The sequence below is a fragment of the Pedobacter sp. KLB.chiD genome, from assembly GCF_047040275.1.
Taxonomy (GTDB): Bacteria; Bacteroidota; Bacteroidia; order Sphingobacteriales; family Sphingobacteriaceae; genus Pedobacter.
In genome coordinates this window covers 2,755,195-2,780,049 of sequence record NZ_CP178207.1, presented here as the reverse complement: position 1 = coordinate 2,780,049, position 24,855 = coordinate 2,755,195, and the positions used below count along the sequence as shown (strand labels likewise).

General features: G+C 37.6%; 18 protein-coding genes. 5 read left to right on the top strand and 13 right to left on the bottom strand.

The features are described from left to right. Window position 1: 1 nt before the first annotated feature. The 4 genes from ACK1I8_RS11410 to tgt form a co-directional block, all read right to left on the bottom strand. The gene (locus ACK1I8_RS11410) at window positions 2-2,806 is read right to left on the bottom strand and encodes a hypothetical protein (RefSeq protein WP_412465515.1); all 2,805 of its coding nucleotides are present in this window, start codon (window positions 2,804-2,806) and stop codon (window positions 2-4) included. A gap of 2,184 nt (window positions 2,807-4,990) precedes the next feature. Continuing rightward, window positions 4,991-5,869, bottom strand: a complete 879-nt coding sequence (locus ACK1I8_RS11405) for a DMT family transporter (RefSeq protein ID WP_412465514.1) — start codon at window positions 5,867-5,869, stop codon at window positions 4,991-4,993. 2 nt (window positions 5,870-5,871) lie between these two features. Further along, window positions 5,872-6,975 (bottom strand): LptF/LptG family permease, encoded by a 1,104-nt coding sequence (locus tag ACK1I8_RS11400; protein ID WP_293788632.1) that lies wholly within the window; start codon window positions 6,973-6,975, stop codon window positions 5,872-5,874. A gap of 1 nt (window position 6,976) precedes the next feature. After that, window positions 6,977-8,107, bottom strand: a complete 1,131-nt coding sequence (gene tgt, locus ACK1I8_RS11395) for a tRNA guanosine(34) transglycosylase Tgt (RefSeq protein WP_412465513.1) — start codon at window positions 8,105-8,107, stop codon at window positions 6,977-6,979. 42 nt (window positions 8,108-8,149) lie between these two features. Here tgt and ACK1I8_RS11390 point away from each other — a divergent pair, with 42 nt between their 5' ends. The 3 genes from ACK1I8_RS11390 to ACK1I8_RS11380 all read left to right on the top strand — a co-directional run bounded on the left by ACK1I8_RS11390 (window position 8,150) and on the right by ACK1I8_RS11380 (window position 11,290). Next, window positions 8,150-9,367, top strand: a complete 1,218-nt coding sequence (locus ACK1I8_RS11390; protein WP_412465512.1) for a glycosyltransferase — start codon at window positions 8,150-8,152, stop codon at window positions 9,365-9,367. Window positions 9,368-9,391: 24 nt separating this feature from the next. Continuing rightward, window positions 9,392-10,027, top strand: coding sequence for a 16S rRNA (guanine(527)-N(7))-methyltransferase RsmG (gene rsmG / locus ACK1I8_RS11385; protein ID WP_412465511.1), 636 nt, complete (start codon window positions 9,392-9,394; stop codon window positions 10,025-10,027). A gap of 108 nt (window positions 10,028-10,135) precedes the next feature. After that, entirely contained in the window at window positions 10,136-11,290 is a 1,155-nt protein-coding gene (locus ACK1I8_RS11380) for an ATP-binding protein (RefSeq protein WP_412465510.1), read from the top strand. An 89-nt stretch (window positions 11,291-11,379) separates the two neighbouring features. Here ACK1I8_RS11380 and ACK1I8_RS11375 read toward each other — a convergent pair whose 3' ends face one another. The 8 genes from ACK1I8_RS11375 to ACK1I8_RS11340 all read right to left on the bottom strand — a co-directional run bounded on the left by ACK1I8_RS11375 (window position 11,380) and on the right by ACK1I8_RS11340 (window position 22,588). Next, window positions 11,380-12,777, bottom strand: a complete 1,398-nt coding sequence (locus tag ACK1I8_RS11375) for a M56 family metallopeptidase (RefSeq protein ID WP_412465509.1) — start codon at window positions 12,775-12,777, stop codon at window positions 11,380-11,382. Next, window positions 12,777-13,148, bottom strand: a complete 372-nt coding sequence (locus tag ACK1I8_RS11370) for a BlaI/MecI/CopY family transcriptional regulator (protein ID WP_412465508.1) — start codon at window positions 13,146-13,148, stop codon at window positions 12,777-12,779. Before ACK1I8_RS11370 ends, ACK1I8_RS11375 begins: the two co-directional genes overlap by 1 nt. A gap of 179 nt (window positions 13,149-13,327) precedes the next feature. Beyond that, window positions 13,328-14,422: a redoxin domain-containing protein gene (locus tag ACK1I8_RS11365; protein WP_412465507.1), complete on the bottom strand. Its 1,095-nt coding sequence runs from the start codon at window positions 14,420-14,422 to the stop codon at window positions 13,328-13,330. Between the two features lie 29 nt (window positions 14,423-14,451). Continuing rightward, window positions 14,452-15,429, bottom strand: a complete 978-nt coding sequence (locus ACK1I8_RS11360) for a M28 family peptidase (RefSeq protein WP_412465506.1) — start codon at window positions 15,427-15,429, stop codon at window positions 14,452-14,454. Window positions 15,430-15,441: 12 nt separating this feature from the next. After that, window positions 15,442-15,852 (bottom strand): type II toxin-antitoxin system VapC family toxin, encoded by a 411-nt coding sequence (locus ACK1I8_RS11355; protein WP_412465505.1) that lies wholly within the window; start codon window positions 15,850-15,852, stop codon window positions 15,442-15,444. Continuing rightward, complete coding sequence (locus ACK1I8_RS11350) at window positions 15,852-16,061, bottom strand: hypothetical protein (protein WP_335321384.1); 210 nt, start codon at window positions 16,059-16,061, stop codon at window positions 15,852-15,854. The genes ACK1I8_RS11355 and ACK1I8_RS11350 overlap by 1 nt, the downstream gene beginning before the upstream one ends. 234 nt (window positions 16,062-16,295) lie before the next feature. Continuing rightward, window positions 16,296-19,835 (bottom strand): chromosome segregation protein SMC, encoded by a 3,540-nt coding sequence (gene smc, locus ACK1I8_RS11345; RefSeq protein WP_412465504.1) that lies wholly within the window; start codon window positions 19,833-19,835, stop codon window positions 16,296-16,298. A 449-nt stretch (window positions 19,836-20,284) separates the two neighbouring features. After that, a complete protein-coding gene (locus ACK1I8_RS11340) occupies window positions 20,285-22,588 on the bottom strand; it encodes an ATP-dependent helicase (protein WP_412465503.1) in 2,304 nt (767 codons plus the stop codon). A 472-nt stretch (window positions 22,589-23,060) separates the two neighbouring features. Between ACK1I8_RS11340 and ACK1I8_RS11335 the strand changes: the two genes are divergently transcribed. Then, a complete protein-coding gene (locus ACK1I8_RS11335) occupies window positions 23,061-24,032 on the top strand; it encodes an IS1595 family transposase (RefSeq protein ID WP_412465502.1) in 972 nt (323 codons plus the stop codon). Beyond that, entirely contained in the window at window positions 24,029-24,175 is a 147-nt protein-coding gene (locus ACK1I8_RS11330) for a hypothetical protein (RefSeq protein ID WP_412465501.1), read from the top strand. Before ACK1I8_RS11335 ends, ACK1I8_RS11330 begins: the two co-directional genes overlap by 4 nt. Here ACK1I8_RS11330 and ACK1I8_RS11325 read toward each other — a convergent pair. Then, entirely contained in the window at window positions 24,172-24,588 is a 417-nt protein-coding gene (locus tag ACK1I8_RS11325) for a hypothetical protein (protein WP_412465500.1), read from the bottom strand. The genes ACK1I8_RS11330 and ACK1I8_RS11325 overlap by 4 nt on opposite strands. Between the last annotated feature and the right edge of the window lie 267 nt (window positions 24,589-24,855).

Sequence of the window (24,855 nt, the reverse complement as noted above, 5' to 3'; positions counted from 1 at the left end):
TTTAAAAGCTATAATTGAATGAAAACTCTAATATCGGATTTTGATTGTAAATCTGGTTAACAAAAACCAATCTTGCCCCTAAATCTACAACAGGCTGATAGCGTAAAATGTTTACACTGGTGTTCAATTCTACACCATATGTTTTTGGATCGTTAAAGGTTGTACCTTTGCCAATGTTCTCATAGTGGCAAAATAACCCTGCCCTGAAATTCCTCACGTAAGCCAGCGGACCTAACTCCCAATCGGGAAAGGCAAAGGGGAAACGGTAATTGAAAAGCAGGCTATTTTGTAGTTTGCTTTTAGCTAAAATATTGTTGTACCCATAAACAGTTGCAATCTCTGTCGCATACTGATTTACCCCTGTTGCTTTTTGATAATTGAAGCTCGCCAGAAAGGAGTGGTTTTTTGCCAAGCCCGGAAAGTAAAGGAAACTTTCAAGCGCGAAAATTTCTCCTTTCAAATTTTTATCAAAGGGCTGGTGATTGTAAGTTGCCCTGAACACCTGCGCCCACCTTGGGGCAATGTCTCTTTCGGTAGTGCGAACACTGTGGTTAAAAGTGAAATTGTATTCCATCGGAAATTTAAGTTCCTGTATAAAACCGCTAGGCATGTTTTCAGGCATGTATCTTTGCGTATAACTGGTTGCCGTATTCAGGGCAAAAGCATAGTTGTCGTTTCGTGCGTTGAACGATAGCGGAATGGATGCATTAAGCTTGATATAGTTCTCCCGCCAATCGCCTTGCTGTATCGCATTTTTAGCGCGGTAGAACGTGCGTTTAGGTCTGTTCCGGTATAAGATGCTCAATACGGGGTAAAGTGCTTTATAGCTTATGTCTGCGGTGTATTCAAAGCGCTTCAAATCCCTGTGGTATTTTGCACCAGAATAAAAATCCATCGTGTTAAGCAGGTTGTTTGATTGCAGTTCTAAACCAAAAACATATTCATTATCAATTACCGGAACAATACTGTGTACATTGAAAAGATTTAAAGCCGTATGGTATCGCTCTGTTGGGTAAATGCTATCCGGAATGTTCTGAAAAACATTACCTGTATTTTCCTGCTTTTCTGCTGCTGCAGAAAAATCGACAAAATTATTTTCGCCTACTGGCTTATCGGTAATATTGGCTTCGGCAATTTCGTAGCCATTAATCTTATAATCATTAAAAATGATTTTTCCATCGCTGCTTTCCGTAGGGTTGAAAGCTCCATATTTCGACGCGCTAAGTGCGGTGATTTTTTTCGAAACAGGATCTATTTCATAAATATTGTCAATCCCATTAAAGTGTGCATTGAAAGCAATTTTTTCATGAATGAAAACCGGCCGACTGAGTTGTTGTCTGCTGTTGGAAATGAGCGCAGATTTTTTTTCTCCATCCATCAGCCATAAACTTTTTCCTTTCTCACTTACGCTGATATAGGCAACCTTATTTCCCGACTGATCGAAAGAAGGGGTTTGCAGGATTTCATTTTCCGGGTTTGCATAAGTCTTTAAAATCTTTCCGGAGCTGGCATCGATTTCTACTAAATTAAACTGATTATTAAGTTCTACTTTGGCTGCGATAATTTTCTTGGCATCTTCAGATAGGCTGGGAGAGAAGAGCCTGCTTTTGCTGCTTAGTTTATTGAATTTTTTAGTCTTTAAATGATACGAACAGATTACACTATAACTCCGCTGTTTGTACCTGGGGTCGTAACGGATTTCATCCCACACCAAAAGATCATTTTTTAAGCTGAACCAGGGCTGTTCCTGATAACCAATTCCAAACAGTTTTTGCTCTGATTTATCTTCATTTACTATCACAAAATATCGGGCATCAGTTTTGCTTTCCTTGAGGGCCAAAATCTGGTTTTTATTTAATCTTACCGGTAAGAAATAATGCGTTGCTGTTTTTGTTTTTTTATTTAAGCTTTCATAGCTTTCTGTAAAGGTTTTTTCTCCTTGTTTTTTCCATATTTCAACCAGCTTGTTTTGGGTAGATAAAAAATATTGACGCGTATTTTTGCCGGTATATTTTTTTAAGCTTTTAGAAAATGGATACAGTCTCCATGGTCTTTTCCTGATGTCGCCAAGTAAACTGTCTGAAATGAACCGACCGTATTTTTCCTTCATGTCAGACACCATCAAATAGCCTGTTTGATAGTAACCCGGTGTTACCTCTTTATTCGATCCAAAATAGGCTTTGCTGTAAGTCAATTTTTTTCCTTCCAAAAGCGAAGCCCGGTAAGGCATGATCCAATTGGGCTGCCGGCCACGTCCGGAATAAGTCAGGGCCGTTTCGTTCACCACTGCATCACCTTCAAAAAACCAGATAGGTATACCTGCTCCAAAGTATGCGAAGTAAACCAGCTCTGGAAAGGGGTGTTTCTGTGATCCTGTCAATTTGTCAAACTGTGCGATGTGTCTGAGTTCGTGAACGGCAAGGTTGTTCAACCAGTCCTGACTATCAAAAAACTGGGGAGGGGTAGCATAGAATTCCGACTTCTTTGGTCCCAGCTGAACAAAGCCGTTAGCTACCGTTCCACGGTTCTGTAAAAGTAGTGGAATTGAGGTTTTTTTCTGGTTCAGACCCAAACCGATTTTGCTGTAAATAAAGGGTAGGGTATTGGCCATTCTTTGGGCTTCTTTCTCTAGCTCCTGAGGGTAGATGATTTTAAAGCCCCCTGATGAAATGTAGTTCCATTTTACACTAAGTGGGTTTTGTGCAGTGCTGAAAATCTGTCCAAAAACTGATGGCGAAATAAAACTTAAAGTAATTAACGTTAAATACCTGATAATTAATTTTTTATTTGATTTTTTGAAATTCATATAAACTAATTGCTAAAATATTTAGTTTTTTTCGATTTTATGATATTGTAAATTTTAAATTTATAATTTATATAAATATATTTAATTCATTGATTATTAAGTGATAATGAATTTTATATAAATGGATAAATTGTTTGTTTTAAGACGAAAAATTAAGCAGAATTGAAACTGATAATCGTTCAAAAGCTTGTTTTTATTTTCTTCTGCATTATTCAATTAATTTACACTTATTATCGATTTTCCTGAAATTTTTTTCTACCAATTATAATTTCTGTATGGCTGAAGGAAAGTGATTACCCTCCTGCAGGCTAAACGCACGAAGTATAAAATTTATCGATTCAATGGAAGATTTAAAACGATTAACGAACCACGTGGAATTTGGTTGGGTGAAAGCAAAACCCTATAGCAAGGTTGATTTTCTTGAATACATAGAATTGACCTGATTGATCAATAGTTTTAAGTGATCATCACTGATTAAAGTTTAAAATTTAGCTGTGCGTAATGCTTGGTTTTAGCCGCGATAATTTTCTTATAGTGACATAATGTCTTGTAATTGTGATGGGGGTTTCTAAATAATTTCCGGATGTTTTTATTCCCACTTTAATTGAATTGACTGGATTTACTCGTCAGCATACAAATTAAAAGGGGCATCATGGATCTTCCAGAACGGTATTTTCACAGTAAATCAATGTTTTTGGTGATGAAATTTTAGCTTAAAAACGGAATCAGTGCTATCAATTTGTATGTTTTTTTGATGATTTTGATCCTAAAATTGATAATATTTTGAGTTGATAATGCCATTTCCTGGCGATATTCACGGGCAAAGGGATTTTTAAGATGTTTTACAGAAATTTAGGTTTTTTAGATAAAAGTGCCTTAATTGTTATTTAAACGCAGTTTTTTGGTCGCGGTGTCTTTTTTTACTTTATCACCTGGATTCAGGGATTTTTCATCTTCAGGCATGAAAAACGATCCAATAATTTAGGTTTACAACCCGGATTTTTTGGTTTTTTGATGACGATTAATGGCTAAAATGACTTCTGTTTTTGGGCCGTATCGTAAATGTTTCTGCTGCAATTGAAAGCCATGCTGAAAGCAGGCATATCATCATTTCGAAATTTTTAGCCGATTTCAGGGGACACATCTGCATCACTTAAATAAAAAAATCCTTGGATTTCGTGCCTTTTTTGACGTTGGTTTTACGGTGGGAATGACACTTTTATTTGAACATTTAAACGAGCTTTTTATCGGGATAAATTCTTTATTTTTTCAGTATTTTTTAAGCTGTTTTTGGATAGGTTTTATCTGTTTTTTTTACACTATTTTTAGATGTATTTTTCTGTCAAACGATTCATTGTTTTGACCTTTGGATCAACTAAATTTCATTCCCATTTTTTACGCTATATGGGTTGATTCTTTTTAATCAATTTCATATTGAAACAGGTGTTTGATCAGCTTTATATTGAGCTTCTGTTTAAAGGATTTTTTAATGTAGAGCCATTCAGATAATTTTTATTTAGAACACCCTTTTTGATCAGTTTAAATTATAGTTTTAATCTTGATTTAAAGGTTCAGTTCATGGCTTATTTGTACCGTATTTTTCTACATTATCTCGCCTGGCGGTGTTGAATCTTTCCCAGGTTTTATCGGTTAAAAATGTATAATTTTAGGGATCTGAAAATCCACCTTGGTTGTGCTTTGATTATAACTTACGGCAGGAATTTTATTACCTTGTTCAGACCGGAAAATCGGATCGTATCAGTTGTTTTTTGCATGCGTATTCTTTTTTAGAGATGGTAGAAGTGTTTATAAAATATAGTTATTTTAGCTCTTTCATCTGTCGGGATGTAGCGTTTTTAACCGGTAGTTTCTTTTTGTATTTACGCTTGTTTTGATGTAGCTGTTATCGTTTTACTAAAGCATCTTCATATGTTTTACGGACTGGGCTTTGACAAGTTTTGCTGCTACTGAATTGGTATCTCAGTGATTTGTTTTGATCCTTTTATAGCTTATGTTTTGAGCTGTTTTTTTTCAAGGTTTTTTGACTTTACTTTTAGCGGTGAAGGAATCTGGATAAATAAAAACCGCCAAAATATGGGGATGCAGTTGGCCATTCAGCTTAATTTATTTCAATGAAAAAACGGTTGTTTTTTTTTCCAAAATATCTTATTCCGGCCGTTTGATTTAGAGCTGGTTCTTTCTCTTTTTATAGATGGGATAGAAAAAAATAGAAGCCAGTATAATCGTTGCGCCGATGTAAAATCCACCTGTCATTTGCTCTTTGCTCTGAAAGAAAATAAAGGCTAGCAATATGCCATATACCGGTTCCAGATTGGTAATTAAAGCGACCCTGAAAGCGGATAAAGTTCTCATTACGGCAACGCCCGCAACATAGGCGACAGATGTGCAAAGTGTACCTAAAAGAATAAGATAGAACCAGTTTTTAGCGCTTAAATTGAATGCGGTATGTAAGAGTGTACCATCATATAAACGGTATAGGGTAATCCAGAAAAATGCACCAACAAGCTCGTAAAAACTGATGATGGATGGTTCGCTTTTTTGTACCAGCGTAGAATTGATCGTTGAAAAAAGACTGGACGCGACTGCTGCCAAAAGACCGAAAATAATGCCTAAGGTATACTGCCCTTCGAATTTAAAGATCATATATATACCCAGAATGATTAGTAAACCGATTAAGATGTCGCCCGGTTGTATCGGCTGTTTTTTGATCAGCGGTTCTAAAATGGCCGTAAATAAAGTAAAGGAAGAGAGGCAGACCAAGGTTACCGAAACCGTAGAAACTTTAATGGCATGGAAGAAAAATATCCAGTGTATGGCTACAATGCCACCCGTTAAAAAGAATTGGATAAACTGTTTTTTACTGATCGCAATGTTTTTTTTGGTGATTAAAAACCATGCGAAAAGTGTGGCTGCCGCAATCAATACCCGGTACCAAACCATAGGTACTGCATCAATGGAAATTAACCTGCCAAGCACGCCCGTAAAGCCCCAAACAAATACGGTAAGATGGAGGATGAGTAAATTCTTTTTTGTAAGGTCCATCGCTATTTTGGTGCTTTTCTTAACAGGTAAAAACCTAGTAAGCCAAAGAATAATGTAGGCATGATTACGGCTGCAAACGGAGGTAATCCGCCTTTGGTAGAAAACATTTGTGTAAACTGGTTGAACACGATGTAAGCGAAGCTGATGAAGATCCCGATACCTAAGGATACACCGACTCCTCCGCGAACTTTACGCGAAGAAAGTGCCACCCCAATCAGTGTTAACACGAAAGCCGAAAGAGGGTGCAGGTAGCGTTTATACTTTTCAAACTGAAGGTCGTTCATGACGCCTGTTCCGCGGATTTTTTCTTTCCTGATCTTGTCTGAAAGTTCCTTAGTGGTTAAATTCTGCACCACATTATCATAGGCCGAAAAATCATCCGGGCGCATATCCAGAATGGTATCCTTAAGCTTGCCGTTACCATAAATCATGGTTTCTTTCAGGCCGTCAATCTTACGGATAGAGTAATTGCTCAATTGCCATTTACGCTTAAGCGAATCCCATTTGATATTTTCCGCAACGATTTTTTTGGTGAGTACATCTCCACTAAAATTATCCAAAGAAAACCGATATCCTGAATTTGTTTTGTTGTCGAAATTATCAATATAGATATAGGTTTTGTCATCCAGTTTCATGTGGATCTTTGATTTTGTGGAAGGATCGTTACGTTTTACGTAGGTATTCTCGAAGCTATTTTTTAAGGTATTAGTATAGGGAAGAAGATATAGGTTGGAAAGTAGATTGGCCGAAAAAATAATAGAGGCCGATACCAGGTAAGGAAATAAAAACCGGTTAAAACTCACGCCACCACTCAAAATTGGCACAATTTCAGTCTGATCGGCCATTTTAGCCGTAAAGAATATCACTGCAATAAAATTGATCAGTGGCGAAAGCATATTCACATAGAAAGGGATGGATCCGGCGTAATACTTGGAGAGGATCCCCCAGAAACTCAAACCGCTTTTCATAAAATCATCCATTTTTTCGGAGAGATCGAATACAACGATAATGATCACAAAAATGGCAAGGGTATAGATAAATGTACCCAGGTATTTCCCGATAATATACTGATCGATGATTTTTATTCTCCCTTTTAACAGATTCATTTTATAGTTTATTGCCTAACACTTTAACCATTTTGTTTTTCCACTCGTAAAATTCACCAGCAATGATTTTTTCCCTGGCCTGTTTTACCAGCCAAAGATAGAAATGCAGGTTATGCAAGGTCGCGATTTGAGCGCCAAGCATTTCATTGCTATGTACCAGGTGCCTTAAATAAGCTTTAGTCGTTACCTGATCGGCATGCAGGTCGCTTTCTGCATCCAATGGAGAAAAATCGTTTTCCCATTTCTTATTTCTGATGTTTATAATACCGTTTCTGGTAAATAACATACCATTTCTTGCGTTTCGGGTTGGCATCACACAATCGAACATATCAATACCCAACGCAATATTCTCTAAGATATTGATGGGTGTACCAACTCCCATTAAATAACGTGGTTTTTCGGCTGGTAATATATTGCATACCACTTCGGTCATGGCGTACATTTCTTCGGCAGGTTCACCCACCGACAAGCCTCCTATGGCATTGCCCTCACGGTTCATACTGGCAATAAATTCTGCAGATCTGATTCTTAGATCTTTATATACAGATCCCTGAACAATAGGGAAAAGTGTTTGATCGAAGCCATATTTAGGCTGGGTATTATCAAAATGGGTGCAACAACGTTCCAGCCAGCGGTGGGTCATTTTGATCGACTTAGCGGCATAAGTGTAATCGCATGGGTAGGGGGTACATTCATCAAAGGCCATAATGATATCGGCACCAATGGTGCGCTGAATATCCATAGCATATTCGGGTGTAAAAAGGTGCTTTGATCCATCAATATGAGAACGGAAAGTAACACCTTCCTCCTTTATTTTACGCACCTGGCTTAAAGAGTAAACCTGATAACCACCGCTATCAGTTAAAATCGGGCGGTCCCAGCCAATAAATTGATGTAAGCCACCTGCTTTTTCAAGAATTTCAAGTCCTGGCCTTAAGTAAAGGTGATAAGTATTTCCGAGAATGATTTTTGCGTCAATATCATTTTTAAGCTCACGCTGGTGTACAGCTTTCACCGTTCCGGCAGTGCCCACAGGCATAAAAATCGGGGTTTGTATTTCGCCGTGAGCGGTGGTTACTGTTCCGGCCCTGGCTTTAGATAGGGGATCATTAGCCTGTAAACTAAATTTCATAATATATTTTCCTCGTCAAAAATCTGCCAAAAATAGCAAAAATTGAGGGCATATTTTTGTTTAATTTTTTATCCACATAAAAGTGATTTACAGATTAAAAATGAGAAATTTGCGCCTATTTATTTTATCATCGTGATATTAACACCACTTGAAATTATTCTGCTTTCGCTATTGGCTTTTTGCCTTTTGGTTCAGCTTTATTACGTACTTTTTGTTCATTTGAAGCTGGCCAGGGCAAGTATTGAAGAAGTGCCTTTTTCGGCGCGTAAACCGATAAGTGTTATTGTTTGTGCCCGGAATGAAATTGTTAATTTAGAGCGGTATCTTCCTTCGTTATTCAGTCAAAATTACCCTGAATTTGAAGTGGTGGTGGTTAATGATCGTTCGTGGGATGGTACGGAAGAGTTTTTAGAAGCGTTTGAAAAGAAACACCATAACCTTAAAGTAGTTAAAATTTTAGATAACGATAAGTTTATTGCGGGCAAAAAATTTGCCGTTACCATGGGGATAAAAGCTGCCAAATATGATTGGCTGGTATTTACCGATGCCGATTGCATGCCTGCATCTCACAACTGGCTGATGGATATGCAGGAGCCTGCCGATGAGCAAACGGAAATTGTATTGGGATATTCACCTTATATCAAAAGGCGCAGCCTGTTAAATGCGCTGATCCGTTTCGAAACCTTTTTTACTGCGGTTAATTATCTTTCTTTTGCCCTTAAAGGCATGCCTTATATGGGCGTTGGGCGCAATATGGCCTATAAAAAATCTCTGTTTTTTAAAAATAAAGGTTTTGCTGCGCATATGCATATCCCTTCCGGAGATGATGATTTATTTATTAATGCACATGCCAATAAGTATAATACTGAGATTCGTATACATCCGGATAGCCATGTATGGAGTGAGCCAAATAAAACATGGGCAGGTTATCTGAGGCAAAAAAAACGTCATTTTGGGGCTGGAAAGTTTTATAAACCGAAACATCAGTTTATTTTGAGCCTTCAGATTATTTTCCAACTGCTATTTTATGCCTTTTTTGCTGTATGTATGTTTTTAAGCCGCGAAGCGCAATACACAGCACTTGTAATCCTGGGATTAAGCATTGTGATCAGGTGTTTGATTTATCCAAAATTACTTAAGCGGTTAAACTATGGCGATTTGCGTTGGTGGTTCCCGATTTTAGATATACTTTTGTTTCTGTTTTTAACCCTAAACGGATTTTTATCCATGTTCGGGAAGAAGAATGTAAAATGGAAATAGTTCATAATCCTTAGTTATTGCAATATGCCTGATGTAAAGCCAGATATCATTTTAAAGTATTTTCCTGATCTAACTGAAAAGCAGTTGAAGCAGTTTTCGCAGTTGTTTGAGTTATATAGCTTCTGGAATGCACAGATCAATGTCATCTCGAGAAAGGATATTGAAGAGCTGTACGAGCGCCATGTGCTCCACTCACTGGGCATAGCTAAAATATGTAAGTTTAAAGCTGGTGAATCAGTGCTGGATGTAGGTACAGGAGGCGGTTTTCCGGGGATTCCTTTGGCCATTTTATTTCCTGAAACGCAATTTTATCTGGTTGATTCCATTGGAAAAAAGATTAAGGTTGTTAAAGAAGTGGCTTCGGCACTAGGTTTAGAAAATTTGCGTGCCGATCATTTAAGGGCTGAGCAGGTTAAGGAAAAATTCAATTTTGTCGTGTCGAGGGCGGTTACCCGTTTAGGGGAATTTTACCCATGGATACAGGGGAAATTTAAAAAAGATTCAATAAATGCTATTCCAAATGGTATTTTGTACTTAAAAGGTGGCGATTTGGCAGATGAAATTAAGGAATCAAAACTGAAAGCGGAATTATATCCACTTTCAGCTTATTTCAACGAAGATTTTTTTGACACAAAGTACGTGGTTTATGTTTCAGTTTAATTAAAAAAAATATTTTTATTTCATTGTATATCATCTAATTATATATTTATTTTGTCCTAATATGGAATTCAATTCCGGATTTGTCCAATTTATTTTTATATTTATTTTATGATACAGCGAGTTGCTAAAAATAAGTTAAAAGAATTGGCCTCTAAATTTAGGGTAGTTGCTGTTGTTGGGCCAAGGCAAAGTGGGAAAACCACTCTTTGTAAAGCGACTTTTCCACGTAAGCCATATATATCATTAGAAAACCCAGATGTGGCCGAATTTGCTACGGCTGATCCCAATGGTTTTTTAAAACAGTTTAAGAATGGTGCAATTTTGGATGAAATTCAGAAACTCCCCCATTTGTTTTCCTATATCCAACAAATAGTTGATGAAAACAATAAACCTGGTTTTTTTATTCTGAGTGGTAGCAATAACTTTTTGATGCAGGAAAGTATATCACAAACGTTAGCGGGTAGAGTGGCTTATATGCATTTATTGCCTTGTAGTTTGAAGGAATTAAAAAGTGCTAAACTGTTATTAAGCTATGAAAACCACATTTTTAATGGAACTTATCCAGAACCTTTGTATAAAAAGATAGATCCAACTGATTGGTATCCTAATTATATCAACACTTATATTGAAAGGGACGTACGTCAGCTCAAAAACATTACCGATCTAGCTTTATTTACGAAGTTTTTGCGTTTGTGTGCTGGTCGTACAGGACAGATTTTAAATATGCAATCGCTGGGGAATGATTGTGGCATTGATGCTAAAACAGTTCATGCCTGGCTGTTTATTTTACAGTCCAGCTATATCATTTACTTATTGAGACCATTTTACAATAATTATAATAAGCGAATTATTAAAGCACCTAAACTTTACTTTTATGATACCGGTGTAGCATGTAGTTTACTGGGATTGCAAAATACGGAACAATTAATATTACATCCCAGTATTGGTTCATTATTCGAAAATATGTTAATTATAGATTTGCTTAAGCAGCGATTGAACAAAGGCCTGCAGGATAACCTATATTACTGGCGTGATAAAACCGGGAATGAATTGGATGTACTGCTTGATACAGCCTCAGCAGTTACAGCCATAGAAATTAAGGCTGGTGCTACAATGAATGCTGATTACCAAAAAGGCCTATTGTATTTTAAAAGAATAGCTGACGAAAAAAAAGCTTTAAAAACAATAGTTTATTACACAGGTGGAGCTACTCAAAACCGAAGTAACGGCATAGAAGTGAAGCCTTGGGAAAAGATAATTTAATTAAACTGAAAGCGGAATTATATCCGCTTTCAGCTTATTTTGATGAAGATTTCTTCGAAACCAAATTGGTGGTTTATGTGCCGCAATAGTTATTGTTTTTTGCTCGGGTATCCTTCAATGATAATTTCTTCCATCTTTGTTCCTTTTACCTGTTTAACAGGTACTGTGTTTTTGTTACCTTTACTTGGATAGCCGACAACACCTGCCAATTTAATATCCTTTTGCCCTGCTGCTGAGGTATTTTTAACAGACTGTACGCTATTATTATCATTGATTTCCGAATTGCCTTTAGTGGTTTCGCTGTCATTTGCACTTTTGGTTGGTCTTGCCTTAACGGGCGGGGGTGGCGGAGCTAATTTTCTACTGTCTTTTTTAACGATAGGTGGAGCAAATCTAACTTTGTTTACTTTTGGTTCATCAATCTTTTTTGCTTTGAATGAACCTGGTTCTGCTGGCGGCGGCGGTAATTTTCTATCGTCTTTTCCAGCAATCGGCTCAATTATCCTTATTTCCGTAACTTTTTTGCCCTGGTCCTGGCCCGGTTCTTTTGGAGGTGGGGGTGGTAATCTTTTTTTATCCGATTTTTTCTTCGTAGTATCCTGTAAGACAATGGTTAAGCGCTCCTGTTTTTGTCCAAACCGGATCGTATGGTAGTCCTTTGTGAACGCTGTTGTTGATAAAAACAGCATAAACCCGCTTAGGGGTAAGATGAATAGCAATTTGAGCCTGGCCCATTTTGCCGATTTTTTTTGGTTTAACATACTTATTCTATTTTTCAGTAATGATGAATTAAAAAAATGATTGCTAAGGGAAATTTCCCGGTTCCCATACGAACTCTGGATCAGGAACAATGCATAATCATATTTGGCAATGTCTTTTTTTGTCGTGGCCTCATCGGCAAGGTATTCGTGTAACAGCCTGATATCCCTCTTGATGAAATGAATAACCGGATTGAACCAGCTCGAAATCTGTATGAGTTCGAATAAAAGAATATCAAGACTATGTTTTTGTTTGATATGGACCATTTCGTGTTTTAACACGGTAGCTTTTTGGTTCATCTCCGGATCAATAAAAAGAAGATTGAAGAATGAAAATGCCATTTTTGAATTTTGGATTTCAATAAGGGTGATACCATTTTCTTTCTTTTTACGGGTATTTCGCATTAACCTTATAATATATATTAGTCCCCACAAAACTTTTAGTAACAAGGCAGCAGAAATCGCCAGATATAATGCTACAAAGATATTTTCCAATGCGAAAACGGCTTTAGGTTCTTCCATTTGAATATATCCGGTATCATGGAAAACGATTTCCTTCATTAAAAAACCCAACTGAAAGAAGGGAAGCGTGTAAGCCAGGATCGAGGAGAAAATCAGGTAATACCTGTTTAACCCATAAAAAGTTTCCCTGTGGAGGAATAATCTATAAAATCCATAAAACAGGATCAGGTATAGATTTGCTTCGAGTAAATAATATAACCAGCTCATCACTTGTCTTTTTTAAGTTTCTCGGCCAATTGAATAATTTCATTGAGTTCTGCTGTACTCATACTTTTTTCTTTCACCAGGAACGAAACCAGACTTTCATACGAGTTTTCAAAATAATTATTCATTACCTTATCTAGTGCAAACCGTTTATAATCAGTTTCTTTGACGATAGGGAAATAGATATGTGTATTGCCTACGGCCTTATGATCAACGAAACCTTTTCCTTCCAAAACCCTGATTACGGTAGAAACCGTGTTGTAGGCGGGCTTGGGTTCGTTCATTTTATCGATCACATCTTTTACCAGGGCTTCACCCATTTCCCAAAGGATGAGCATAACCTGTTCTTCTGCTTTTGTGAGTTCTTTTATCATATCAACTATTTTTGTAGTTTGGTTAATTGAAGTTACTACTATAAAAATAGTTTTCAAACTGTTTTTATAGTTTATTATTTAAACATCTGATAATCAGATAAATATTTTTTATGTTATTTTTAGAAAGCATAAAAAAAACCTACCGATAGGGTAGGTCGCTCATAAATGAAGGTTATAAATTAATTTAAAAGCTCTTTTAATTTGTTGTTTAATTTTTCGCCCCTTAATCCTATGGCGACAACTATTCCATTTTCGTCGATCAGAAAATTTCTCGGGACAGCTGATACACCATAAATCAAGGCTGCGCTATTTTGAGCAACTTTAAGGTCGCTGACATTTCTCCAGGGCAGTTTATCCTCGGCTATCGCATAAAGCCAATCTTCTTTTTTCCTGTCTAAGGAAACGGCGAAGATATCAAAGCCCTTATCTTTGAATTCATTATAAGAGTTTATCAATTCAGGGTTTTCTCTTCTGCATGGTGAACACCAGGCAGCCCAAAACTCAAGTAAAAGGTATCTGGCTTTTATTGAAGAAAGCTTGACTAATTCTCCTGTCGTTGTAGGCTGTTCAAAATCTATGAATTTTTTACCGACAACTATTTCCCCGTTAAGGGTTATCGTTTGAAGAATTTGCTGCCCATATCGCGTTTCCTGAATAGCTTTGCTAAGCAATTTGTACAGCCGGGTAGATTCTGTTTTTCCATAAGCTGTGGCATAAGCAGCCAGTACAGCCGCTGAGACTATTGAATTTGGGTGCGTTTCAATATGTTTGATATATGCATTTTTCTCCTTCTCCCTTGATTTAAATATTTGCCGCATGATATCATTCCTGTCAGGTTTTCCCTTTAAATTCAAAGCTTTTAATTTTTTGTCCCAAACTTTTTGCTCTGCTTCAATTGCATATATTGACTTAAACAATTGAGAAGACTCATTCAAAATTGGTCCACCATTTACATTGGCTTCACAAAAATTTTTATTCATACCTTTAAGTAAAATAGGAACATTTTCCAGCCATAAAAAGATATAATTGCTAAAAGATTTATCATGTAAAATAACTTCAACAGGAGAGTCATTTATTTTTCCCTTTAATATGAATTTTTCATTTATAATCTGTGTTGAATCAATAATTTGATTTGACTCTTTAATTCTGAGAAATAACCAGGAACCGTTTTTAGCCCCCTTTAAAGTTCCATTAATTTCGTAGCTGTCCCCAAATGACTGCATGGAAATGAAACTCAACAATAATACAACGCAGTGTTTTAAGCTGTTTTTCACGAATTAAATATTTATCCTTGATAAAATTTCTAGAACTTTTGCTGTTTTTGCGAATGGTCCTTCATAATCATTTTATCCTTTAACAGTCGTTGCAAACCGGTTTGATCATCTATACGTTTTACTACATCCAACACAACTTCTGCTGCTTTGCTAAAAAATGCCGGTGTAATGGTGCTGTATTCGTCTGTTGCCTGGTGGTAATCTTTATGGTCTTCTACACCGAAGTATAAGAATGGAATATTTTTAGCATTAAAAGCACCCTGATCGCTCTGGTTGGTCCAGTCATCGTGACCTAGTTTAGGATCATCATGGCCTAAACTGACTTTGATACCGGTTCGTGTGGTATCAATATATTGCTTCAAATCGGGGTATTTGAAAGTACCACATACGTATAGTTCGCCTTTATCACTATGGCTGATCATATCCATATTCAGATTAATGGCAATGGTGTTAATGGGTACAGGTGGGTTGCCCACAAATGCCTTCGCGCCTTGTAAACCCATTTCTTCGGCATCGAAAGCGGCGAAAATAATGGTATTATTGGGTTTGTTTTTTGAAAAATAGGCCGCGATTTTTAATAAACCTGCCGTTCCTGATGCATTATCATCGGCACCATTAAACACTTCATCTTTTATCACACCCAGGTGATCGTAATGCGCAGAAACGACAATTACATTGGTGCTTTTGCCAGGGATATAGCCGATAATATTGGTTCCGTTTACCTTTGTACCCTTTCTATCATTAAAAGTAAACTCCTGGGCATAGTTTACATGTTGAGGATAGGATTTTAATCCCAATTTTTGAAATCTTTGTATAATATAAGCTCTTGCCATTTCAGCACCCTTTGTTCCGGTTTTACGGCCCTGGTAAGCATCTGATGATAATACTTCAATATCTTTTAATAGCTGGGTATCTAATTTGCCCTGACCGGTAGTATCCGTTTGCTTTTTTACTGACGAACAACAGCTGAGCATCATGGCTAAGGGGATGATATAGAGGATTTTCATGATTATAATAAATTACTGCCAAAATAATTGTAAAATAGTCGGATACAACTTGAATTTTTCATCGGCAGATAACAAAGTAGCATCTTGTTGTATCGCTGAAGAAATTAGTAATCGATCGAATGGATCTCTGTGCTCATTCAACAATGGGACGTTATTATAATTGAAAATTGAAGAATTTTCAATTGATAAAAAAGTAAAACCATCTAAAAGTGCCTGATTATAAATGTCCTCAACAGTTACACTGAACTCGGGGAGTTTGCCAAGAGATTGTTTTATTGAGATTTCGAATAGACTAATTTGACTAAAGTAAATGATATTTTCTATGTTTTGAATGATATCCAATACTTTTTCTGGGATTTTTGGACTGTTTTCCTGAAACCAAAGTAAGCAATGCGTGTCTAAAAGATAGTAACTAGATGCCATTACATGTACTCTTTTAAATCATCTAGAGGATCGTTAAAATCATCTGGAATTGATATCTTGCCTTTAAATGCACCAGGAACCCTTTTAGCCAAAAGTGGCTTATCTTCCGTTAAAAAGGTCACTATAACTTCTGTTTTGGTCTGTACAGGCGCTTTTTCTTTCAGCGTTATTTTTCCTTTTTCGTAATATCCTTTAACTGTGGCTAACATATCTTTGGTGTTATTAACAAATATACATTTTTCAGTACGCTATTCCAACGCTGTTTTTTGTGCGGTATTGTGTTTCTTAAACTGATGGGAACGGCAGCTCCCGACCATTAATCGGGATTACAGCGTACAGCAGGGCTGCAGGCCGCCAATGATTGTGGCTTTCGTTTTCTTAATTAAAAAATGGGAATAAAAGATTGCGTCGTCGTACCTACTCTCAAGGTCGGATATACAGCGCTAAGCCGCTACTTCTCTTAAATCTACCGCTACCACCCTCGAAACACCCTGTTCAACCATGGTAACGCCATAAATAATATCAGTACTGGCGATGGTACGTTTATTATGTGATACGATGATAAACTGCGACTGATCAGAAAATTTACGGATGATGTTATTGAATTTATCGATGTTGGTATCATCCAATGGGGCATCAACCTCATCAAAAATACAGAAAGGGGCAGGTTTTAATAAGTAAAGTGAAAACAGCAGCGCAGTAGCCGTTAACGTTTTTTCACCACCGGAAAGCTGATTGATGGATAGTGGTCTTTTCCCTTTAGGGCGGGCTACAATATCAATATCTGCTTCCAGAGGGTTATTGATATCAGATAAAATGAGGTCGCAGCTATCTTCTTCGTTAAACAGCGAGCGAAAAACTACAATGAAGTGTTCACGGGCCTGGGTAAAGGCCTGCATAAATTTATCCTTAGCCGTATCGTCTATCTCTTTAATGGTTTGTAAAAGATCGGTTTTAGCGGCGTTAAGGTCTTTTTTCTGGTTCTGGATAAAAGTATAACGCTCTTCCATTTCCTTGAAGGCCTCCATGGCCATAGAGTTGATGGCGCCAAATTCGTCCAGCTGGCGTTTCATTTTTTCTACCTTCTGGCGGATTTCGAATTCACTTTCCAACGCTTCAACAGCAGTATCAGTTTCTAAAAGATCATTGATATCAATGTTGAATTCTACCGCTAAACGCTCTTTCAAAGCATTCAGATCGATCTTTAACGCATTCTTTTTATCCTTGATTTCGGCTAAAAGGAAATCGGCTTCTTCGCGGTTTTTACGGATGTTGGTTAAATCGGTTTCCACCTGATTAATACGGTCTTTTATTTCGAAATATTCTTTTTCAGCTTCGGCAAGCCCTTTTTCCATTTCTTCCCGTTGCTGATACATCTCTAAAAGGGTATCATCATTCAGATCGGTGTGTTGCAAAGTTGCCGTTATCTGAACCAGGGTTTCCTGCAATTCTTTATCGTTTTGGGCGATGCGTTTGTTTAAAGCTTCTTCCTGTACAAAACGGTAATCTAAATCTTTTTCCAGGCCAGATAACTTATTTTGTTGTTGGTGGAAACGGATATTGTCCTGATTGTATTTTCCCGCGCTTTCGTTTACCTGATCGGCAATTTCCTGGTAATTAAGCTGTTGCTCCTGCAGGTTCATGTGTGCTTCCTGCTGGTCTTTTTGCAATTGAACCAATGCGGGCAACTTCTCTGATAAAGCTTTCTCTATGGATACGATCTTTTGTGCAATATCTGTTTTTCGGTTTTCGCTGGTGGTGATAAACTCCTGGTACTGATCACGACGTGTCTGAACAGAAATATGCTCGTTATTTAAGCGGTTCATTTCCTGCTGCAAAGCATTGATCTGGTTAATTTTTGAAGCTTCTTTTAAATTAAAGATCAGATCGGTTTCTGCTTTAATGGCCTCATTGTATTTATTGATCAGTGATTCTGAGGCTTTGATTTCTTTGGCCAGATTTTCCAGATTCTTGGCGCGGCCAATCCTTTTACCTTCAAATAAACCCACCGAACCTCCGGCCAGCGTAAATTTGGTTTGTGCATATTTGCCGTTTTTGGCTAAAATGGTTAAACTATCGGTTGGGGTTGTTTTAAAACGGTTTTCCTGCTCGTTTACAGCGATATAAACATTTTGCAAAAGCAAATTACACAGATGCTGGTACTTTTTATCGACCTCTACCACTGATAAGGCCGTTATCAATCCCTCATAATCGCCGACAGCAGGATTTTTATCCGGAACATTTTCTAAAATAAAAAAGTTTGCCCTTCCGCGGCTGGCATCAGTTAGGAGGTTGATGGCCTGAACAGCATCTGTATACTGATCAACCACGTAATGGTTCATTACCGGTTCGAGATAGTTTTCAATGGCTATACGATAATCTTCATTACAGAATAAAATATCGGATAGGAGCAGGGCGCTCTTGGCAAAAGCACTGTTTTTCTTTAAAAACCGGATCGATTCAGGAAAGCCTTCCAGGCTGTCAACCAGCGATTTGGTAAGGTTATATTCATTTTGCCTGGCATCTTTTTTACGGTTTTCGGCCATTAATTTTTCCTTGTTCGAACTTAGATTAACTTCGGCATTGGCGAGCTGCGTTTTTAATAGCTCTTCTGCTTCGCTAAGGTTTTTAATGTAGGCCTGTTTTTCACGCACCTGGATATCAAGTTCCGCCAAAGCGTGGTCAAAAGCTTTTAGTTCAAGTGTTTTGGTTTCGGTATCATCCACATTGCGGTTGCTTTCCTGTACCAGGGCATCTTTCTGGATATTCAGGATATCAATTTCCTTTTGTGACTGGTAAACCCTATTCTGCAGTTCATTAACCGATTTGATCAGGTTGTCAATCCGGTTTTTTTCAATCTGCTGCTGCTCCCGCAAGGTATCAAGCGTTGATTTTAGCTGTTTTAAGTCAGCTTCCAACCGGTTAAATACCTCCGTTTCGGTTACCACTTCTTCATTTAAACGTTTAATATTGTATTTGATGTGGTTAACCTGATTTTTATCTTTTTCCAGTTCGCCCGATAAACGTGTTTCTTTTTCCTGCAAAAAACGCATCTGCTCGTTTTTTACTTTTTTCTCACTTTCGTAGGCGCGGATTTTGGAAACCAGCTCGTTGGTGGCCTTTTGTTGTACCGAAAGGTTTTTCTCCTGACTGATGCTGCCGAGTTTCAGTTTTTGCAGTTGGGCCTCACCGGTATCTATTTTGGTACTCAGTTCGGTACGGTTGAGCATTTGCTGCTGCTCCTGGGTTTCGAGTGCGCTTAAATCAGTGCGGAAAAAGGCGATGCGGTGCGTAGCCAGTTGCACACTTAACTCTCGGTACTGTTCTTTTAGTTTATAATAGCGTTCTGCTTTACGTGCCTGATTTTCGAGTGTTTTCAGGTTTTTTTCAATTTCAAAAAGTAGGTCTTCTACCCGTTCTAAATCGGCTTCTGTATCTTTTAATTTGCTGAAAGTTTGTCTTTTACGGAGTTTGTACTTGGAAATGCCTGATGCTTCCTCAAATAAACCACGGCGGCTATGTTCTTTGTTGGTGATAATTTCATCAACCATTTTCAGCTCAATAATTGAATAGCTGTCAGAGCCGATCCCGGTATCCAGAAAAAGGTCGGTAATATCTTTTAACCTGCACTGCACATCGTTCAAACGATATTCGCTGTCGCCATTTCTATAGAGTTTACGTGTTACGGTAACCTGCGAATAAGCAGTAGGCAAAATATTTCTGGTATTATCAAAACTTAACGAAACCTCAGCAAGCTGTGCCTGTTTACGGTTTTTTGTGCCGTTGAAAATGATGTTCTCCATCTTTTCCGAACGTAAGGCTTTGGTGCTCTGTTCGCCCAAAACCCAGCGCATGGCATCAATTACATTCGATTTTCCACAACCGTTAGGGCCAACAATAGCCGTAACCCCCTCATTAAAGTTGATGGTCACTTTATCGCCAAAGCTTTTAAAACCTTTAATTTCTAACCTGGTGAGTTGCATGGTTTGTAATCGGGAGAACCGAACCCAATATTAAGGATAATTTTATGGTTTTTCAAGTTTTAAACCATAGTGTTTTTAACCGTAAAGCGCGCATAGAGGAAAGTGCAGAGGGCATAGCGTTGGGCGTAATTTTCGAAAGCGATCGTCTTGCTGATCCGACAGTTAGTTATCGGATTTGAATCAGCATCTCATTAAATGTTTATCCATAAAAGGAGCTTGTATCAAAAAGATTTATGCTGGCTTACCCAAGCAAATTATATTTTGACAGGTCGTCATTCCCAATTTATTAGGGAACTTAATGCTATTGAAGAGTGCTTTAAGATTTGCGCTTGCGCGAGAATGACGGAAAACGAAATTTAACTGCAAGATTTTACTTTTTTTACAGCCTCGACCAGTCAACATTATTTTCCCCGTGTCTCTGGGGTTCAGTGTCTAAACGTAAACCGTAATTATTTTACAATCATTAATTTGGCAAACTTAAGAAGCAATTGTTTATTCCCTAAACCCTGAAAAAATACCGTAGCTTTTACATCTGGCAGCGTTCCCTCCAGGCTGATGATTTTTCCAAAGCCGAATTTTTCGTGTTCCACTTCCATACCACCTTGAAATTCGTGCGGTTGTGATGGCGTAAAGCCAGGTGTCGGCACATGTGCTTTCGCTAACAGTGATGTTGTTTTCGGACGTGCAGCTGGGGCAGAAGTAGTTGCACCGGCCGCCGGTTTTGGTTTGCTAAAGAAATCACGTGGTTGCGAAGTCCATGATTTACGTTCACTGTCAAAACTGCCTTCAAAACTGGTTGATTTGGCCGGTTTAACATCCAGTTCTAAAAATCTCGGGTTAATCTCGTTAATAAAACGGCTTGGTTCGCAGTTGGTTAAAGTACCCCAGCGATAGCGGGAGGTGGCATAGGTAAGTGTCAGTTTTACTTCTGCACGGGTAATGGCCACATAAAACAAACGGCGCTCTTCCTCTAAATCGGTGCGGTTGGTTAACGACATTTGCGATGGGAACAGGTTTTCTTCCAATCCCACAATAAACACGTTTTTAAACTCTAAACCTTTGGCAGAGTGGATGGTCATCAAAGAAACCGTATCCTTATTTTTATCGCCATCCTTATCATCGTTGGTTAAAAGCGCAACATCCTGCATAAAAATATCAAGGCCTTTTTCCTCAATATCTTCACGCTCTGCAAATTCTTTAATACCGTTTAATAATTCCTGGATATTTTCATATCTGGCACGTCCTTCAACACTGTCATCCGTATATAGTTCTTTTAAAATACCTGCATGCTGGGCAATAAACAGTGCCGAATCGTAGGCATCAAGCTTTTTTGCCTCTGCCTGAAAGCTTTGCACCATCATGGCGAAATCATTGAGCTGATTGGCCAAACGCCCGTCAACATACTGTTGTGCATTCGAAATCACATCCCACATGGTGAGGTTGTGCTGATCGGCTGCAACGATGATTTTATCGATTGAAGTATCTCCAATACCACGCTTTGGATAATTGATTACCCGTTTAATGGCTTCTTCATCTTTCGGATTAAAGGTTAAACGGAAGTAAGCAATTAAATCTTTGATCTCTTTACGCTGATAGAAAGATGTACCCCCGTAAATTTTATATGGAATATTGAGTTTGCGCAAACCTTCCTCCATTGCACGGCTTTGTGCATTGGTCCGGTAAAGGATGGCAAAATCGTGATAGGCATAACCTTTTAAGCTGCGTTCCTGGATAATGGATTCGGCAACCAGTTTACCTTCTTCATTATCGGTAAAAGCACGGGAAACTTTGATCCTGTCTCCTTCAACATTTTCGGAAAATACATTTTTTTCCAATTGGTTTTTGTTGTTGGCAATGATACTGCTTGCTGCATCCACAATATTCTGGGTAGAGCGGTAGTTCTGTTCCAGTTTGTAAACCTTTAAATCAGGGTAATCGCGTTCGAAATTTAAGATGTTCTGGATATTGGCGCCACGGAAAGCATAAATACTTTGCGCATCATCACCCACCACACAAATGTTCTGATAAGCAGCAGCCAGTTTTTTTACAATGGTATATTGTGAAAAGTTGGTATCCTGGTACTCATCCACCATCAGGTACCTGAATTTTTGCTGGTATTTATTTAATACATCCGGATGTTCTTTTAACAGGATATTGGTTTTGAACAGTAAGTCATCGAAATCCATTGCACCAGCCCTAAAACAGCGTTTGGCATAAGTTTCATAGATCTGGCCTAACAGCGGACGTTTATTCTGGATATCTTCAGCCTGAATCTGGTCGTTAGCCTGGTATTCTCCCCAGGAAATAAGGTTGTTTTTTGCCGAAGAAATCCGGCCATAAACAAAATTCGGGGCATATAATTTATCATCCAGCTGCATTTCTTTTAAAATTGCACGGATTACACTTTTGCTATCGTCGGTATCGTAAATGGTAAAATTGTTTGGGTAACCGATTTTTTCAGCCTCCACACGTAAGATTTTGGCAAAAACAGAGTGAAAGGTACCCATCCAAATGTTTTTGGCTTCTGCACCAACCACTTTACTGATACGCTCGCGCATATCTTTACTGGCTTTATTGGTAAAGGTTAAAACCAGGATATTAAATGGGTCGGTACCGGTTTGGATCAGGTGGGCCACACGAAAAGTAATTACCCTGGTTTTGCCCGAACCTGCACCTGCAACAATCATTACCGGTCCTTTTGTGTTCTCTACTGCTGCTCTTTGTTGTGGGTTTAATCCTGCTAAATAATCCAAATCGGCTCCTGTTTTTTTAAAGTTCAAAAATAACAATTCCTGTCGCTTTTTGCCAAAGGTGTTGGTAATTAGTTTTAAAATCCAATGGCTCGTGCAAAGCATTCGTCATGCTGAACTTATTTTATTAGCTGTTCGTATTGTTTTTTAGGTCTAATAGCTACTTCACGCTTAGAATCTTTCCTTTATTCGGTATTGTCGAATAATATAAAAAGATCGTGAGCTTAAATTTGGGTATGAATTGTGCATTAGGGAATTTAGGGGAAAGCCAAACCTGTATTTCATAGGGTGTATAGCCCTTTGCTTTGCTCATACCTGCCCGTTTGTTCAGGCGGGCGCCTGCAGGCCTTACGCTCAGGCCGGTATCCGCTTCGCCAAGGTTTATTTTAAGGTAATTATACGCAAACTTAACCAACCTTAAAATCCCCTCCAAATAAAGAAATACATATATTTACGATACTAAATTATTATTCCGATGCCTAAAGATATTCAATTCAAAACCATTTTAGATTTAGTTAATGTTTTTCCCAATGAAAAAGCTTGCCATGAGTATTTAGCATATCAACGTTGGGGAGATGAAATGCCATGTCCTTATAAAGATTGTAATGGTGATAATGCATATATATTCAAGGATGGTATACGCCGTAAATGTACTTGTTGTAAACGTATTTATACGGCTAAAACCGGAACATTTATGGAAGCTAGCAAACTCCCTACAATAAAATGGATAATGGCTATTTATCTCGTTCTACATAAGAAAGGTATTAGTTCTGTTCAGTTAGGTAAAGATTTAGGTGTAAGACAAGCTACAGCCTGGTTTATGCTTTCAAGAATACGCGAAGGATTAGGCAACGAAAAGGATGAGCAATTAGAGGGGAATGTAGTTAGTGATGAGACCTTTTGCGGTGGGCGCAACAAAAATCGTCATAGAGACAAGAAAGTTAAACAGTCGCAAGGACGTAGTTTCAAGGATAAAACACCAGTATTAGGGCTTATGCAGACAAATGAGTATAGTTATGACGAAAATGGTAAACCTATAATTGTTAAGCCTTCAAGAGTTAAATGTTTTGTAGTCGCCAATACTGGTGCTAAAGCTATTCAGCCTATTGTAAGAGCTAATGTTAAAGCAGGTAGTGACTTTACATCTGATGAATGGAGCGCATATAACGGACTAAGTGATACTTATAATCACCAGGTTGTAGATCATGGCAGAGGTCAATATATGAATGATGCTGGATATACTTCAAATGCCATTGAGGGATTTTGGGGTCAATGTAAAAGATCAATTAATGGTATTTATGTAAAACCTACACGTAAACACCTACAAAAATATTTCTATGAGTTTGCTTTTAGGCATAACTATCGTAATTTAGGCTTTCAATCTCAAATGAATATCATAATCTCCAATATGGAGTGTAGACTTAAATATAAAGACCTCGTAGCATGAAAACATTAATTAAACACGCCCCTAAGAAAACAGCTACAAAAGGTAAAAAGAAAGGCAAGAAAAAAGCCACTGTTAAAAAGGTAACAAGTGGCAATAAAAAACTTGATGATGCTATTAAGTTCTTGTTTAAAAACAAAGATTAGTTCAACTCCACATAACAAATATCTAAAACATCCTTATCATCAACTATTGTAACTTGTAAGTTTTCTGCTTCACAAATCCATGTTGACTGATCTACTTTTTTGAAAGATAAATTTTGATTCATCGCATCAATAAATTTAGGTTTATAGATATTGGGTAAAATATTATCAATCCTTTCACATTTATCATACTTATTAAAAGAAAATACTGAAAACTTATCCAAGCCAGTATTTAATTTTGATTTGTAAGTTATCGAGTTATTATCTTTTTTGAATAGAGAATAAGATGTGTTAACACTCAATATTTTTATACCTAATTCCTTATCAATGCCTAGCATTTTAACTTCATTTAACTCTTGAGAGTAAACGTTACTGAAATAGCATAATATTGATGCTATCAAAAAGATTTTTTTCATGATTTGTGGTAATTTTCGGATAAAAAATAGCGTGACTGAAAATCTTCCGCTATCCAAGGCTTACCACGGCCATACACGCAAAAAGATACAGCCACGCCATATTGGCGTACTTATACCTCGGATGCGTGCTTGCTAAAGTGGTAATTAAGGATAGCACTCCGAAATCAGTACAATTTTTTAACTAGGGTTTAAATTTAGACAACTATAATTTTTAATTAAGTATTAAACAATTGCATCAAAAATAGAACAAATCAATATATTAACAAT

Excerpts from the sequence above, each read along its gene's own strand:
- ACK1I8_RS11410 (WP_412465515.1), bottom strand. The coding sequence starts at position 2,806 with ATGAATTTCAAAAAATCAAATAAAAAATTAATTATCAGGTATTTAACG.
- ACK1I8_RS11405 (WP_412465514.1), bottom strand. The coding sequence starts at position 5,869 with ATGGACCTTACAAAAAAGAATTTACTCATCCTCCATCTTACCGTATTT.
- ACK1I8_RS11400 (WP_293788632.1), bottom strand. The coding sequence starts at position 6,975 with ATGAATCTGTTAAAAGGGAGAATAAAAATCATCGATCAGTATATTATC.
- tgt (WP_412465513.1), bottom strand. The coding sequence starts at position 8,107 with ATGAAATTTAGTTTACAGGCTAATGATCCCCTATCTAAAGCCAGGGCC.
- rsmG (WP_412465511.1), top strand. The coding sequence starts at position 9,392 with ATGCCTGATGTAAAGCCAGATATCATTTTAAAGTATTTTCCTGATCTA.
- ACK1I8_RS11380 (WP_412465510.1), top strand. The coding sequence starts at position 10,136 with ATGATACAGCGAGTTGCTAAAAATAAGTTAAAAGAATTGGCCTCTAAA.
- ACK1I8_RS11375 (WP_412465509.1), bottom strand. The coding sequence starts at position 12,777 with ATGAGCTGGTTATATTATTTACTCGAAGCAAATCTATACCTGATCCTG.
- ACK1I8_RS11370 (WP_412465508.1), bottom strand. The coding sequence starts at position 13,148 with ATGATAAAAGAACTCACAAAAGCAGAAGAACAGGTTATGCTCATCCTT.
- ACK1I8_RS11360 (WP_412465506.1), bottom strand. The coding sequence starts at position 15,429 with ATGAAAATCCTCTATATCATCCCCTTAGCCATGATGCTCAGCTGTTGT.
- ACK1I8_RS11355 (WP_412465505.1), bottom strand. The coding sequence starts at position 15,852 with ATGGCATCTAGTTACTATCTTTTAGACACGCATTGCTTACTTTGGTTT.
- ACK1I8_RS11350 (WP_335321384.1), bottom strand. The coding sequence starts at position 16,061 with ATGTTAGCCACAGTTAAAGGATATTACGAAAAAGGAAAAATAACGCTG.
- smc (WP_412465504.1), bottom strand. The coding sequence starts at position 19,835 with ATGCAACTCACCAGGTTAGAAATTAAAGGTTTTAAAAGCTTTGGCGAT.
- ACK1I8_RS11335 (WP_412465502.1), top strand. The coding sequence starts at position 23,061 with ATGCCTAAAGATATTCAATTCAAAACCATTTTAGATTTAGTTAATGTT.
- ACK1I8_RS11330 (WP_412465501.1), top strand. The coding sequence starts at position 24,029 with ATGAAAACATTAATTAAACACGCCCCTAAGAAAACAGCTACAAAAGGT.
- ACK1I8_RS11325 (WP_412465500.1), bottom strand. The coding sequence starts at position 24,588 with ATGAAAAAAATCTTTTTGATAGCATCAATATTATGCTATTTCAGTAAC.